General features: G+C 63.2%; 10 protein-coding genes and 1 pseudogene. 7 read left to right on the top strand and 4 right to left on the bottom strand.

What is annotated here, in order from left to right; all coding sequences use genetic code 11:
* Nucleotides 1–2: 2 nt before the first annotated feature.
* Both AB0M74_RS32645 and AB0M74_RS32650 read left to right on the top strand, forming a co-directional pair.
* Nucleotides 3–260, top strand: a complete 258-nt coding sequence (locus tag AB0M74_RS32645) for a hypothetical protein (protein WP_366530160.1) — start codon at nucleotides 3–5, stop codon at nucleotides 258–260.
* A gap of 54 nt (nucleotides 261–314) precedes the next feature.
* Nucleotides 315–683 carry a YbaB/EbfC family nucleoid-associated protein gene (locus tag AB0M74_RS32650; protein WP_366530161.1) on the top strand — a complete coding sequence of 123 codons (369 nt, stop codon included), beginning with the start codon at nucleotides 315–317 and terminating at the stop codon, nucleotides 681–683.
* Between the two features lie 134 nt (nucleotides 684–817).
* Here AB0M74_RS32650 and AB0M74_RS32655 read toward each other — a convergent pair whose 3' ends face one another.
* From AB0M74_RS32655 to AB0M74_RS32665, 3 genes are all read right to left on the bottom strand, one after another.
* Nucleotides 818–2,116 carry a serine/threonine-protein kinase gene (locus tag AB0M74_RS32655; protein ID WP_366530162.1) on the bottom strand — a complete coding sequence of 433 codons (1,299 nt, stop codon included), beginning with the start codon at nucleotides 2,114–2,116 and terminating at the stop codon, nucleotides 818–820.
* Between the two features lie 79 nt (nucleotides 2,117–2,195).
* Nucleotides 2,196–6,206 carry a DNA methyltransferase gene (locus AB0M74_RS32660; protein ID WP_366530163.1) on the bottom strand — a complete coding sequence of 1,337 codons (4,011 nt, stop codon included), beginning with the start codon at nucleotides 6,204–6,206 and terminating at the stop codon, nucleotides 2,196–2,198.
* Between the two features lie 575 nt (nucleotides 6,207–6,781).
* A complete protein-coding gene (locus tag AB0M74_RS32665; RefSeq protein ID WP_366530164.1) occupies nucleotides 6,782–9,649 on the bottom strand; it encodes a helicase-related protein in 2,868 nt (955 codons plus the stop codon).
* A 251-nt stretch (nucleotides 9,650–9,900) separates the two neighbouring features.
* On the opposite strand from AB0M74_RS32665, the gene AB0M74_RS32670 reads away from it, so the two are divergent.
* The 4 genes and pseudogenes from AB0M74_RS32670 to AB0M74_RS32685 all read left to right on the top strand — a co-directional run bounded on the left by AB0M74_RS32670 (nucleotide 9,901) and on the right by AB0M74_RS32685 (nucleotide 12,974).
* Nucleotides 9,901–10,626, top strand: a complete 726-nt coding sequence (locus tag AB0M74_RS32670) for a hypothetical protein (protein ID WP_366530165.1) — start codon at nucleotides 9,901–9,903, stop codon at nucleotides 10,624–10,626.
* A complete protein-coding gene (locus tag AB0M74_RS32675; protein ID WP_366530166.1) occupies nucleotides 10,616–12,037 on the top strand; it encodes a serine/threonine-protein kinase in 1,422 nt (473 codons plus the stop codon). The genes AB0M74_RS32670 and AB0M74_RS32675 overlap by 11 nt, the downstream gene beginning before the upstream one ends.
* A gap of 241 nt (nucleotides 12,038–12,278) precedes the next feature.
* Nucleotides 12,279–12,542 (top strand): annotated as a pseudogene (gene rplT, locus AB0M74_RS32680) (50S ribosomal protein L20); the annotation flags it as partial.
* Between the two features lie 129 nt (nucleotides 12,543–12,671).
* On the top strand, nucleotides 12,672–12,974 hold the full coding sequence (locus AB0M74_RS32685) for a TrmH family RNA methyltransferase (RefSeq protein WP_366530167.1): 303 nt from the start codon (nucleotides 12,672–12,674) through the stop codon (nucleotides 12,972–12,974).
* A 45-nt stretch (nucleotides 12,975–13,019) separates the two neighbouring features.
* On the opposite strand, the gene AB0M74_RS32690 is transcribed toward AB0M74_RS32685, so the two are convergent.
* Nucleotides 13,020–13,595 (bottom strand): TetR/AcrR family transcriptional regulator, encoded by a 576-nt coding sequence (locus AB0M74_RS32690; RefSeq protein ID WP_366530168.1) that lies wholly within the window; start codon nucleotides 13,593–13,595, stop codon nucleotides 13,020–13,022.
* Nucleotides 13,596–13,720: 125 nt separating this feature from the next.
* Between AB0M74_RS32690 and AB0M74_RS32695 the strand changes: the two genes are divergently transcribed.
* Nucleotides 13,721–15,154 (top strand): MFS transporter, encoded by a 1,434-nt coding sequence (locus AB0M74_RS32695; protein WP_366530169.1) that lies wholly within the window; start codon nucleotides 13,721–13,723, stop codon nucleotides 15,152–15,154.
* Nucleotides 15,155–15,197: the final 43 nt, after the last annotated feature.

Consider the following 15,197-nt stretch of genomic DNA (forward strand, 5'->3'; position numbering starts at 1 on the left):
CTATGTGGTATTTAGAGGCGTTCGATAAGAAGACTGAATTCTTGGTCCGAGATCATCCTTTACAGGGCCTCGACACAGCGACTCTGCAAGACATCCTTCACTTCGACGATAGCTGCGAGATCGACGGCATCAATTATCCTCCGGAGGCTGGAGGGTACGACGTGCCGCAATCAAAGTTGCCAGAACTCGCCAAATACCTGCCTCCCGACTTCGTTGTCGATGAATCATGCGACTACCAGGTGGGCTACTACCGAGAGTGATCACAGTTGGCCGCGCGTGTGGTGACTATTCTGATGAAAGCATGAGGTGCTGTCATGGACTATTTAGACCAATGGAACGAGGATCAGCGTCGGCTCGTCGCGGAGTGGAAGCGCAAGAACCAGGCCCTACAGCAACGTTTGGGCCAGATTGCCGTTCGTGCCAGTTCCCGTGGTGGCGAGCTGGGGGTGACCGCAGACTCGCAAGGTAACATCACTGACTTGCGACTCACGTCGCAGGCGTTGCGGCTTGGCGACGCACAGCTCGCCCGAGTGCTGCTCGAAACAATTCAGCGGGCCCAATCGGATGCGCACCAGCAGACAGAATCGATCGCACGGTCCTACACCGACAACTCGGAGTCCGCTACCGCGATGAAATTCGTTCAGGAGCTACTAGGTCCCGAGAGTGCAGCGACCAGAGATTGACGCTGCAGTCTGGGCGTTCTGCTCAGGACCGGGCAGACGATTCGCCGCTGCTCGGCGGTGCTCGACGCGACGGCGGGGCCGCGCCTTGCAGGCGGGCCACCGCGACGCAAACCCGGGCGCGGTGATCGCCGCTTCTATGTAATTTCCTTCGTGATGGTTTCTGGTATGAAGTATTGTTGCAGATATGGTTTGAAGAATTCCGTCTCGGTCGGAAACTCTGTGAGGAGATCCGCGATTAGATGCATGTATTTTGGTATCGACCAAACGGAGGCGCACATATTTGCAAACTTACCGCCGACATAGAATCTGTTGTTTTGGTATCCTTGTTCGATCAGCCTCCGGAGTATGACTGTGCGCAGCTCCAAATCATCTGAGTTTCTGAAGAATGGTTCAAGGAAATCTACAATTCTGTCGGCATGTTCGAATGTTGTGTTGCCCTCGGCGTGTGCGTCGAAGTTATTGACTATCGACTTGGCATCTGCGGGATATTTCTTTGCGATCTCCGTCAGCGTTGACGCTGGCACCTTTGGTGCGAAAGCTGTGAATAGAACTGCATCGTTGGGGAACTTCAAGAACACTTCGATCAACTTCTGAAGGGCGCCCGGTTCGCCGCCTTCGAAAGCGGTTAGGGCTGCACGCCCCTGATCTGCGGGCGGAGCGAGCGTCGATGCATCGGCTCCCAACATTGATGTCAAGCTATTCAGGAGATCTCCGGCATCGCTGTATCGGTCGTATGCACGTTCTCGTGTGGCCTTGTGTACAAGAAATTGAAGGCAGTCGGGAACGCTAGAGATATCCATGGAAATCGGATTTCTGCCCGTCAGCATATGATAGAGAATTCTTCCAAGTGCAAACACGTCGGCGGGCATTTCTGCATTGTGAAGTCCGATGAGTTGCTCGGGAGGCATATAGCCGAGTGTGCCTTGCGTCGCCTTGGACTGAGTGTGGGTCATTGTGAGTGACGTCAAGTCGCGGCCGAGCCCGAAATCGGCTACCCGTGGGTCGTTCCCATACATCAGAATATTGGATGGCTTTAGATCGCGATGAATGATCCCTTGGGTGTGTGCGTGAGCCACTGCATTGCACACTTTTTGAAAGATCGACAGCGCCTCGCCCTCGGCTAACCCCCCAGTGGATGAGCTGATTCGTCCCTGCAGCGACTCGTCGGCCAATTCCATGACGTAGTACGGCTCGCTATTGACATCAATTCCGTGTTCGATTACTTGCACGATATTCGGATGCTTCAAAGTGAGCTGTGTTCGGATTTCTTTAGTGAACCGTTGTCGGTCAGTCGCAATGTCGCTGGAGTCAGGATCAACTTTGTGAACCTTGTATGCAACGGTTCCTCCGGAGGGTGAACGTGCTTCCCATACCACCCCCTGAGCTCCGGACCCAATGGTCCTTACCATCGTGAATTCGCGTTTAGCAGACACCGGATATTATCCATTCAATGAATTCTGATGCGATCGCCCTGTTAAGTCTTTGCGCATAATGCCCAAATTCGAGCATAGGTCAGCTCGTGCCATTCGCGATGGATGAAAAGTGGCGGTGAGCGAGTTCCATGTCGCGTTCGCGGTCGACGGGAGTGAAAGGTTCTGTGTAGGTGATGCCGTCGACGGTGAGGTCAGATGGGGGCAGGGAGCCCTTCTTGCGGTATTCGGAGGCTAGTTTGGTGGGGAGTTGGCGGCCGTTGGTGTCGTAGAGGGCTTCGCGTTCGTATTTTTGGAGGACGGGGAATTGGGTGCGGTAGATGGTGAGGAGTTCGTCGGCGGTGATGTTGAGCATTACGGCGACGATGGCGTCGATTTCGATGAGGGCTTGGCGGCGGTCGGCTGGCGTTCGGAGCGGAGTTTGCCAATCCCAATTTGGTCCAATGATCCCCAGCTGCGAAGTTCGCGAGTACCCCGGTTCGATTCTTGGCGCCCAGGTGTCTTCATTCCATGAAGGGTCGAAGAGTTCGGACCACAGTGGGGCGTACGGCGCAACGAGGCAATTCAGTCGGAGACTTCGATGTATCAGCTGCTGGGAGAGCGGATGATCTTGAATGTGGGGAAAGCGAGATATGGTGCTTGTCGTGATATCGGCAACCCCAGAGACTTTAACCTGGAAGTCTGTCACGATGGAAGACCATATCCCCGCCGCGAGTGCCAAGTCTCGATGCGTCGGTGTTATGAGAGATCGAACCGTAAACACGTGGCAAGGGCCCGGGGGGATGATTGCGGAATGAAGAGTTCGTACAGTGGCTGAGTCGGCCATTCGACGCCAAGCGAGGCGGAAATAAAACGAGCTCGGTTGGTTGTTCCACTTCGGGTACGCGGCTTGGTATTCAGCGAGGGGGCGGGCGGGTTGGTAGTTGGTTCTGGGGATGAAGTTGTCGGGGATCGACTGGAGGTCGATGGCGGAGTAGTCACCGGCACTGCGCATCGAGGAGTTGGGCTCCTGGAATAGCGGGAGCGCGACGGTGAGATGGGGCCCTTGGAGGATGGCGTTGCCGAGGGTGTCCGGGACGGCGGATCGGGATTCGAAATAGCCGAGTTTACGGTCACGATCCTCTTCCCAACCGCGCGTCCACTGGAATTCGATATCGCCGAGCCGGGCTGCAGCGGCAATCTTGTCGAGAACCGCCGCACTCGCGCGGTTCACCGGGTACAGCATGCGGGCCTCAGCCGCTGGGGTGCCCGGTTCATCGATCAGCGTCGCCCATCGGGAGAGTACAGAGTTGTCGACGTGCGTGATTCGGCCTGCGTGGGGACGGAGATCCCATTTCTCGTCCTGGTCTCGAATCGTGGGCGGGGGTCCTGAGCCATCGTGGACCAGGGATCGTTCTATGACGCTCGGGGCAAAGATCCATGCCGCGTGGGTGAACTGGACATCAGTCTCCGCGCCGTAAACGTGGATCCCAAACGTCTTCTTGTGCCCGATTTCAGGGAACTGGAAGGTGTTGTTGTGGAATCTGTAGTGCCGCCGAAGACGGCGATAGCATGCACCACGCAGGCGGCCGGCGCGAGCTTCGGTGAAATGGCTCTCTGGATGGATAAGTGTCGAGACGCCAGTGGCCGACGTTGAGCGCCAGACCCGTTCGATGAAGCAGCGGTATAAATCTGGCTGCAGTCCTACGAGGAATGGGCGATCCGTGCCTGAGCTGAGGTGTTGGTTCTGCCCTATTTGGTGGGCTCGTTCATCGAGCAACATGGAATGAACGGTCGGATCCGCCGTAGCCGCAGCGATCTTGGCGCGCTTGTCGGCTTCGGAAGGCTTGTGGGCCAACTGCCACCACGGATCGAACTCGGCCAACACGCCCGCTTCGTCCCAGTCCGGACGCACCCACGGTGGATTACCCACCTGCAAGTCGAACCCTCCTCGCGCGAAGACCGGTGCGAAGTCAAGCTCCCAGTGGTAAGACCCCTGCGCTTGGGCGATCTGGGAAGTGACCGCCAGCCAGGGGAATTCGGAGATAGCCGCGTCGACAGATCTGACCTGCGCGAATACCCGATCGTTGTCTTCGGCGATGTTGAGTTCGAACCAGCCCAGGTCCGAAGCCAAGCTGGTCTGGCCGTACTTCTCGAACCTCCCCGCCTTTGCGGTTGTGCCGATAACCGCCTCGAGGCCGCAGACCCATTGGTCCCAGTCCGGTGCCGCGATATCGCCGGTCACTGGCCATGACCACAGGGCACACCAGGCGTCCATCACTCGCCGCAGCCGTTGATAGGAGCCGTTCTCGTCGTTGAGGACCTTTTCGATCTGTTCGCGGGAGACCGCGGGGACATGGTCGACAGGATCGCTGCGCCACAAGTGGAGATCACGCCGGATTTCGGATTCCGCAATGGTGAGGCGGCGCAGTGTGAACTCCCACAGGGTTTCCACGCGCTGGGCCAGGGAGGCGAGGCGTTTGATGATCTCCTTGGAGGGGGACTTGCGGATCTCGTTGCGCCACAACCGGAGTTCTTCGCGTTGTTCTGGGGCGTAGGTTTTGGCTTCGGCGGTGTCGACCACTGCGCCCCAGCCTTCGGCGGGGAGGAGGAAGTGGTGGATTCCGGCGCCGATTGCGGAGCCGAGGGGAATATCCTTCGGCACGGTTTTGAGCCAAGCTTTTTTGGTCAGCTCGCTGGGCGCGTACACCGCTCGTCGCGCACCGATCAACGAGTTGCCCCGCCGCAGGTGGAGCCCGAACCATGGTGCTTGCAGCCCGGCGACCATGGTGTCCAGCCATAGCGAGATTTCGGCCAGCTCGACAGCAGTCGCGTTGAGGTCGACCCCGTACACCTGATGAAGAGCAATGTGCGCCTTCACCTTCTGCAATTCGACCGTGTACTGGTCGGCATCGATCCGCTCACCCAGATCCTTCTCCTTGCGCTTGAGGTATTCGGCGGCGAGCTGGCGAACAGCCTCGATGGCGAACGCGCCGGACCCGAGGGCGGGCTCGCAGATGGTGAGGGAGAGGATTTCCTCGGGGGTGGTGCGGTGCCCGTCTTGGTCGAGGAGTTCCTCGAGGGCCTGGGAGACAACGAACTTCGTCAGGACTTCCGGCGTGTAGTACGACGCGGACTGCTGGCGCTCGCGGCCCGCGAGGCGGAAGACGAAGGTGCCTTTGGCGTGGAGGACAGGCTTCATCTCGTGGGTGACGGGGTCTTCCACCCGGACGAAGTCCGACTCGGACAGGTGGTCGGCGCGGTGGGTGGGGACTACCCAGGAGCCCTTTTCGGGGTTGCCATCTTTGGCGACCTCGTAGAGGTCTTCCTCGGCGAAGAATCCGGTGTAGGACATCAGGCCCTCGTAGACCGCGCCCAGCTGGTTGATGCCCAGTTCGGCGTAGCTGATGAAGCCGCGGTCGGCTCCCTTGCGGGACTTGCTCTCCTTGGTGAGCAGCAGGTGGGCCAGTACCTGTTGGGTGGCTTCGTTGCCGAGGCCGACCTCATCGATGAGCTCCGTTGCCTTGGGGGAGAACAGGTCTGCGCGCAGTGGGTTGAACTGGAGACCAGGCGCCGGGTCGTCGGTGACGTTCTCGCGAACCGAGGGCGTGTGGCCCCCTTCAACGAGGTCGAACAACCGCTTCAAAGATTCGTACAGATGTGTGCCCGTGCGGGCGTGGTTGGAGACCAGTTCGGTGAGGGTGAGTTCGCGGAGGCGGTCGAGGCCGTAGCCCTCCTCGTATTCGGCGGCACCGGTCGGCAGCACCTGCATCTCCGGCGACGCTTCGGCATAGAGCAGGAACAGGATTCGGTAAAGGAACCGCAGGGAGTGCTTGGCGAGGTCGTTGCCGTCGATGCCGTCCATGGGCAGGCCACGGGCGCGGCGGCGGCGCACGACCTCGTTGGCGATGATTTCGATGGACAGGCGGATGCCTTCGCGCAGGTCCTTGGAGACGCCGACGGTGTGTTTCACCGAGTCTTCCAGGACACCGGTCCACCAGATGTTGCCGTCGGCGTCAGACTTGAGGGCCTGGTGACCGAAGATGGCTGCGGCGCGGTCGATTTCGCCGCCGCGCGCGCCGTGGCGGCGTTCGACGACTACCAGCAGGTCCACGGCGAGGTAGCGGCCTTCGGCCCAGCGTTCGGATTCGGCGAGCAGGAGCCAGCGGCCGGCTTGGACGACGACGAAGGTCGGTGGGGTGTCGGAGCGGAAGGCGGCTGAGACTGCTTTGGAGGCCGATTCGAGAGGCTTGTTGTCTTCGACGGCGGGCGTGATCAGGGTGCCGGTACCCAGGAAGTCTTCGATCGACTCGACAGGGTTCGCCTGCAGGAATAGCACATTTGTAGTGCCGGCGAGTTGGGCGGCGGGGATGGACAACTCGGAGCCTGCGCGTTCGGCGGTGAAGGGGGTCAGTTCGCCGTCGAAACCGAACGCGGAGCGGACAGCGGTATGGGCCTTGGGGGCGGCCTCGGGGTTCTCGGCGAGGGCACCAAGCGCGGCGTGCAGATCACCGGCTGCGGACAGCAGGGAGCTGCGGACGGTTTTCCGACCTTCCTTGGCCTCGGCGTCCCACGCCTTGCGCAGCTCCATCACCTTGCCGTGAAACGACTCCTTCACCGAATCGGTGGTGAAGTAGTGTTCGCTGATCCAATCCTCGCCGACGACGATGGAATCGAAAGAGGCCACGGTTACTGGTCCTTTCCGGGGACGATCACCAGCAGTGGGCGCACCAATTGCTGTGTGGAGGCGAGGGATTCGGCGAGGCGTTGTTCCTCGGCGATGCGGCGGGCGTAGGTGTCGACCTTCTTCTTCTGGCTGCCGAACAGTTCGAGTTGGTCGGCGCCGGACTGCCAGCGGTCGGCTCGGCGGCGCCACTGGGCGAGGCGATCGTTGGCGGTGCGTTCCTGCTCGCCGAGGACGAGTGTCATCGACTGGGTGGCCTTGTCGACCGCGATGGGGATCAGCTGTTGGAAGCGTTCCGGGGCGGGGATCGGGCCGGGGTTCGCGGTTGCGGGCTTCAAACCGGTGTCGGTGAGCAGGAAGTCGAGGTCTTCCAGCGGGGTGGAGAAGGCCAGCGTGGGGCGTTCGGTGTCGGGGAACTCGACGGTGGAGAACACGCGGGACACGAGCTGACCGCGGCGGTTCATCAAGGTGCCCATCAGCAGGACGGTGACGGTGTCGATGTCACCGCGGATGGCGAAGATCTGGTTGCGGCCCAGGGCGGATAGGGCGCGGTCGCTGGCCCAGTCGAGGACGGGGTGCAGCGGGCCGAGGAAGTGGGCTTCCGGCCAGGTGGTGTTGTTGATGCCTTTGCCCTGGCGGGCGGAGCGGAGCTGGGCGTCGCCGACCTGGCGGGAGGTGGCGAGCTTCAGGTGGGTGTCGATGCGACCCTTCTCGCGGTAGTTCTGTGGCAGGTGAGCCAGGCGCTGGCGCAGGTCGCGGGGCGGGACCAGTTCGGCGATACCGTGATTGGTGTGGACGGTCCAGCCGACACCGCCATTGGCAGGGGCCGCATGGGGGACGTCGTTGTAGGCGGCGCGCAGGGCTTCGTCGAGGAAGCCGATGTCATCGGTGTAGAGGCTCTGACGGGGTAGCTCGGCGAGCGCGGGGGTGTCGTCGTTGTCGAGCTGGGCGAAGAAGGCGTCGAAATCGTCCCCTTCGAGGACATCTTCGACCGTCCTGACATGATCGTCGAGGTCGGACTTCCGGGCGAGGACGTCGCGGATCGCCGATTCCTCGTCGCCCACACTGTGTTTGCCCATCAGCGAGGCGACGTCACCGAGCGTGGAATGCGCCTGGTTCTCGCGTTCGAGCAGGCGCGACAGCACGCGGAGGTCACCGGAGAATTCGGGATCTGAAGTCTCCAGGATGAGGGAGGAGATCACCGGCGGGAATTTCTGGCCGTAGCGATCTATTCGGCCGTTGCGCTGTTCGATACGGATCAGTGACCACGGGATGTCGTAGTGGATCAGGTGGTGGCACTGGGCATGCAGGTTCACGCCCTCGGACGCGACATCGCCGGTGATGAGGACCCGGATGGGGGAGGTTTCGAGTTTGAAGCTGTCGACGATCGCCTGCTGCTCCACATCCGACAGGCCGCCGTGCAGCATGGCGATGTTCTCCGGCTTCAAGCCGAGAGCGGCGGGCAGGAGGTCGGTGAGCCACTTCAACGTGGCGACCCGTTCGGCGAAAACGACTGCGCGCAGGGATGACTTGGGGCCGACACCGATCTCGCGCAGGCGGGAGACCAGAGCAGCCTGCTTGCCTGCCGACTCGGTGAACGCCTTGTCGTTGAGGTCGCTGAGCGTGTTCAGGGCAGCCAGTTCGATGCGCTGGTCGGAGGTGCCGTTGCGGAGCTTGTCGCGGCGCTGGTTGATCGACTCGCGCAGCGCGGCCGGGGAGGACAGGAAAGCCTTGGCCAGGGTCCACGGGAACAGCGCCTTGGTTTCGCCGGAATACGGGGTGGCGCCGGTTTCCGGGTGCAGCCAGACCTGCGAGAGTTCGCGGGCGACAGCGTCTTCGACGGGGGACGGCTGCACGAGGCGGTGCACCGGCTCGGCGCGTTCGGCCCAGTCGCTGCCGACCTCCGCGGCGACCTCGTCGTGGTGACGGTGCCTGCGGATCAGCAGGTTCTGGACATCCTCCTTGGTGAAGGATCCGTCGGCGGCGACCGCGGTGGGGTCGAGCAGGCGCAGGAGTTCGGCGAAGGATTCCTCGCGGCCATTGTGCGGGGTTGCCGAGGCGAGGATCAGGGCCTCGGTGTTGGGGGCCAGGACCCGGGCCAGCTCGTTGTTCTGGGTGCCGACATTGGTGAGGTTGTGAGACTCGTCGATCACCACCGCATCCCAGTGCTGGCGCTCCAGATGTGCCTTGTAGCGGGGACTTTTGAGAGTATCGATCGAGATGATCGCGCGCTTGTAGTACGTGAAAGGATTGCGGGTGGCGGGGAGCTTCTGACGGACCTTCTGGATGCCTGCCGAGTCGAGGCGGACGAACGGTAGCGCGAAACGGCACCACAGTTCGTGCTGCATCTGCTCGAGGACATGCTTCGGGGTAACGATGAGAATGCGCTCGCCACGGCCCCGGCGAACCAGCTCCGACAGGATCATGCCGATCTCGAGGGTCTTGCCGAGGCCGACCGCGTCCGCCAGCAGAATCCGGGGGCGGATGTGCTGGGGGTCAAGGGCTTTGGCGACGGCGGCACGCTGGTAGCCGAGGGAGTCGGCGAGCATGTGGGTCGAGACGGTGATTGTCTGGTCGCCGTAGGGGAACGGGGTTTTGCGCAAGAGGGCCTCGAGCCACAGGCGGGAATCGCGGTAGCCGGAAGAACCGTCGGGGATGACCTGGGCCTTGGCCGGGTCGAGCACCTCGATGTCGTCGAGGCTTTCGTAGAACGTCGCGGTGGTGTCGGCGACCAGCTCGGACAGGCCGCGTACGCGAAGCAGCCAGCCGTCGGATCCCTGCTCGGCGGAGGTTACCAGCCATTCCTCATCGCGGACTACAACGATCGAGCCGGGGGCGACGTTGAGCTCGCGAGGCTCGACGGCATGGGTCATCAGGGGTACTCCTGGTGGGTCGATGCAGAGGAGATCCAACTTAGTGCCGAATGGGAAATCATTTGGCATTCAGCATGTTCGGGTTTGGGGACTGCACGTTTCGTTCGGCGGCGCCACCGAAGCTTGAGAGGCGCTGTAACTATGTCAATGGATGAAATGTGGAGGATTGTGTATTCAGGCGAGCGGTTCGACCGGCCACGCGACTGGCGCACTGCTACCGTGGTCGCACCCGAATTGGACAGGTGGGGGAGGTGGCGATCGTGGAGAACGGCGCGGCCGTGGCGCCGACCGAGCTGGTCGCCGACGGTGTGCTCACGCGTGATTTCGCAACCTACACCTCGCTGCGGACCTCCGTCTTCGCGTTCCGTTCGCCGGTCGCGCCCGAACTCGTTGCCAGAGATGGTCCGCGTCCGACCGTGTCGATCGGTGAGCTCGCCGAAGCCGGGGCGCTGGCCGTGCTGGAGTCATCGCCCACCCTGGTGGCGATCTCAGGCGGAGCTCCGATGTTGACTGCCAAGGACATTCGTCTCGGCCGGGAACCGTCGAGGAATGGGGATCCGGGCACGCCCGGCGCGGTGCTCGGGCAGCCGGGCGATGTGGTGGTTGTGGCCGGAGGGGGTCATGTAGTGGTGTCGGTGCGCACGGATGCGGCGTTACTCGCTCCAGGGGTTGCAGTGCTGCGAGTCAATCCGGATGTCATCGACGCGCACTTCTTGTCCGGAGTAGTGCGAGCGGCCGTGGACGCCGCGGACAGTCGACCGGTCGACCTGTTCGCGGTCGCCTTTCCTCGGGTGCCGATCGGTGAGCAGCGCACGGTCGGTGAAGCGGTCGCGCAACTGATGGAGATCGAGAAGGCGTGGCGCGGTCAGCGTCTCGCTGTCGAACGAATGGTCAGAGGCGGCCTGTCCGGGCTCTCGTCGGGAACACTTCGGGTTGCGGACAGGGCGGGTAATGCGGGTGGGCGGCATGGCGAATGACGCGGTGCCACGGATCATCGCCGAGCGTTACGAGCTGATCGAGGTCATCGGTCGCGGCGGCATGGGACGCGTGTTCCGGGGGTTCGACCGCAGGCTCGAGCGCCGGGTCGCCGTCAAGATCATCCATCCTCATCTGGCCGAGAACAACGAATGGGAACGTCGTTTCGTGCGGGAAGCTGAACTGATGGCGCAGATGAGTCATCCCGGTATGGCCACCGTATTCGACGCCGGCATTGACCCGGGGCCGCCCGAGCAGCCGTTCATGATCATGGAATATGTCAATGGTGTCACACTCGACAGCATCTTGTCCGTCCGCGGCCGGCTGCCGTTGGGCGCGGTCGCCGGTATCTGCGCGCAAACCGCCGCAGTGCTCGCGGAAGCCCACGGGCACAGGATCTTCCACCGCGACCTCAAACCGTCGAACCTGATGCTCTGCGCCGATGGAACAGTTCGTGTGCTCGACTTCGGCATCGCCGTCGCGCTCGACGCTGATCAAACACGGCTCACCCGGACCGGATCGGGCATCGGAACACCGGAATATATGGCACCCGAACAGGTACGGGGTAGTTTGGTGGTGCCGCAGACAGACCTGTATGCGCTGGGCCTGGTGATGTACGAACTGCTCACCGGCATCCGGGCCATGCTCGGGTCGTCGGAGTTCGACACGATGCTCAACCAGATCAATACGGCACCACCGATTCTCGAGCAGGAACGCGACGACGTGCCCGAGGAACTGGTGGTGCTCGTGAGGAGCATGCTTGCCAAGGAGCCGGTCGATCGACCGGCGGATGCGGCGACTGTGCACGGGGTACTGATGCGGTATGTGGGTGCGCTCGACGGGCTGATCGAACGTCCCGATCCGGCGAGCCCCGCCCGGCTGTACGCGGCAGCCGTCGGTGCTTCCGCGGCGACACGGACCGCGGTGCCCCAGGAGCGGCCCGAAGTCGGCGATGCGGCTCCCGCGCCCGATTTCACCCGCGGAGATCTCGATCGGGCCGTCCGCCGTGCTCGCGACCTCGCCGACGAGTCTCGTTACATTCCTGCCATCGGCGGATTGAAAGACTTTATCGGCGTTGCTGTGCCACAGCTCGGCGCTCGCGATGTGGACGTCGTCGACGCGCGGGTTCGGCTGGCCGATCTGTGTCTGGAATCCGGTGACTGTGTCCAGGCCAGCACGTTCTACAGCGACCTGATCGACGACCTCACCGCGGAGCGCGGACCCTATGACGACCAGGTCATGTACTGCCAGCGGCAGGTGGCCACCTGCCAGGTACAGAGCGGTCAGGTGCGGGCCGCGCTGACGCGACTGCGGAAATTGCACGCGCAGCTGGCGGCCTGGCACGGAGAGAGCGATGCACGAGTGGTGCAGCTGTCGGAGATGATCACCCAGATCAGGGCTGGCACAAGGTAATTGGACGGCCGAATTCGCGGCCGATGACGCCGCCGCGGCGCTGACGAATCGGTAGCGATCACCGGCGCGGTCGAGCTACATCTGTAGCGGATGCCCCTGACCTGGCGATACCGTTTTGACGGTTGGCCTGTGGGGTAATGAGGTCGGGATGACGTCGCTGCGTTCGTTGGCGGTCATTCGGGTATGGCTGTACTCGCCATCGGGCTCCATTTCGTCGGTCGGCCGCTTGCCTTGACGTGACTCGCTCACCTATGCCTACCGGGCGAGCAAGGGTGACTTCCGCAAGCTGTGGATCGCCCGCATCAACGCCGCGGCGCGCCTCAACGACATCACCTACAACCGCTTCATCCAGGGCCTGAAGGCTGCCGGTGTCGAGGTCGACCGCAAGATCCTCGCCGAGCTCGCTGTCTCCGACGCCGAGGCGTTCGCCGGCCTGGTCGCGGTGGCCAAGGCCGCTCTCCCTGAGGATGTCAACGCCCCGGCTGTCTCAGCTCGGGTTACGTGACGGACCTTTCGGAACGACCCCTGGATGCGCTGTCCGAGCGCAATCCGCGGGTCGTTTCCGCTGTCAAGCTCCATCGCGCCGCGAACCGTCGCGAGACCAAGCAGTTCCTCACCGAGGGCGCCAATTCAGTTGCGGCGGCCCTCGATACGGGGCGGGTGCCTCGCCGAGACCCTGGATGCGATTGCAGCGGCGGGCATCACGATTCTGGCCACCGCGGCCGATGGTGAGGTCGACCTGGACGACGCCGACGCTCTGCTCGCCAGTCCGGTCGCCTGGCTGTTCGGCAATGAGGCGCACGGACTCGCCCCGCGGTCGCGGCCCGAGCCGATCACCGGGTGTGCATCCCTATCCACGGTCGCGGAGAGCCTGAACCTCGCTGCCGCCGCGGCCATCTGCTTGTACGCGAGTGCGCGCGTGCAGCACGCGAACTAGACCGTCTGCCGCCCGAGTGCTGCCTGTGTCGCACTGCGAAGTGGCTTAATCCCCTTCGGCGGACAGGTTTTCGAGGATTTCCTCAGCCCAGGCGGCCGGGATGGCGTCGGGTCCCGCGACCTGCATGGCGCTCATCACGGTGAGCAGCATCCCGGTAGCGATGAAGCGGCGAGCGTCGGTCAGTGGCGCTCTGGTGAGCTCACGCACCAGCGCGAAAATCTGGCCGAACCGCGTGCGGACCTCGTCGCCGATCACCGGATCAGAGCTCGATGCGATGCCGTGCATGAAGACCTGCAGGAGTTCACGCTCGGCCAGGAAGACCTGGTAGCCGCGGCCGAGCTGGTGTAAGGCCTCCGCAGGGGGTGCATCGCGATCGGTGCGTTCGGCGTCGGCCGCGCGGAAGGCCTTTTCGATGCGATCGCAGACCCTGTGCAGTGCGGCCAGGAACAGGTGCTGCTTGGTGCCGAACAGTCGGATCACGTAGGGCTGCGAGACGCCGGCGAGTCGGGCGATTTCGTCGGTCTTGGTGCCCGCGTAGCCGCCCTCGGCAAAGGCGGTGATGGCGGCATTCAGAACTTCTTCGCTCCGTTGCGCGGCGGTCAGCCTGGTGCCGGTCGTCATGTCGTCCTCCTTGGCGTCCCCGTCGATGGCTTTTCTATCAAATCCGACCGCCCTATTGACATGTTATCAGTCGATGCATACTTTTGATGATGTTAGTTATCAGTCGATTACAACAAGGGCTGGACATGAACGAGATTCTTGAAGTCGCCGATCCGTCGGCACCCGTCGCGGCGCCGGAGAGTCCTAGTCGCGCCCGACCGCTCGCCGCGGTATTGGCCGCCGTCGGCATCCCGATGTTCATGGTCACGCTGGACAACCTCGTGGTGACCAATGCGCTGCCGGTGATCCGCACCGAGCTCGGCGCCTCGCTCGGCGACTTGCAATGGTTCGTCAACGCCTACACGCTCGCCTTCGCCTCGCTGCTGCTCACGGCGACAGCGATCGGTGACCGGCTCGGCCGCCGCCGCCTATTCCTGTCCGGAATCGCGCTCTTCACTGTCGCGTCCGCGGCCTGCGCACTGGCTGTCGATCCGTGGATGCTGATCGCCGCCAGGGCAATTCAAGGCTTCGGCGCGGCCGCGGTGATGCCGTTGTCGCTGACGCTGCTTTCCTTGGCGGTACCCGAGAAAATGCGCAGTGCCGCGATCGGCATCTGGGGCGGAATCTCCGGTCTCGGCGTCGCCCTCGGTCCGCTCATCGGCGGTGCTGTGGTCGAAGGGTTGAGCTGGCACTGGATCTTCTGGATCAACGTACCCATCGGCGTGTTGGTCCTGCCCTTCGCGGCCAGGGTGCTGGAGGAGTCCTACGGCGGCAAGCGGCGGTTGGATCCGCTCGGGCTGGTGCTGTCGGCGAGTGGGGTGCTCGCGGTGGTGTGGGGTGTGGTGCACGGCGCCGACGACGGCTGGACCTCGACCGGTGTGCTGTCCGCGCTGCTCGGTGGCGCGGTGCTGCTCGGCTGCCTGATCGCCTGGGAGCTGAAGACTCCGGACCCGATGTTGCCGTTGCGGTTGTTCCGGTCCCGCGCCTTCCGGGTGAGCAATACGACGGTGTTCACCTTCTCGGTCGGCGTCTTCGGTTCGATCTTCCTGCTGGCGCAGTATTTCCAGGTCGTGCAGGGCTATGGCCCGTTGCAATCGGGCATCCGCACCATGCCGTGGACGCTGGCGCCGATGGTGATCGCCCCACTCGCGGGCCTGATCGTCGATCGGGTCGGCGCCCGCACACTGCTCGCCACGGGACAGGCCGCGCTGGCTGTCGCGCTGGCCTGGATGGCGGCGATCGCCACGGTCGACGCGAGCTACGGAGCGTTTATCGGGCCGTTCCTGCTCGGCGGCATCGGCATGGGCCTGACCTTCGCGCCCGGCGCGACGGTCGTGATGGCCAGCGCCGCACCCGAGGATCGGGCGATGGCCTCCGGCACCAACAACACCATTCGTGAGGTGGGTGTCGCGATGGGTGTCGCCGTGCTGGCGTCGGTATTCGCATCACACGGCTCCTACCTGAGCCCGCAGAGTTTCGTCGACGGCATGGTGCCCGCGGTGTGGGTCGGGGCAGGCATTGTCGCGGTCGGCGCGGTGGTCGCGTGGCTGCTGCCCGGGAAGATCACCCAGGTTCGCTGAGTGGCAGGACCCCCTGCTCCGGTCCGCGATCGGAGCAGGGGCA

Source organism: Nocardia sp. NPDC051463 (genome assembly GCF_040681975.1).
In the GTDB taxonomy this organism is placed as follows: domain Bacteria; phylum Actinomycetota; class Actinomycetes; order Mycobacteriales; family Mycobacteriaceae; genus Nocardia.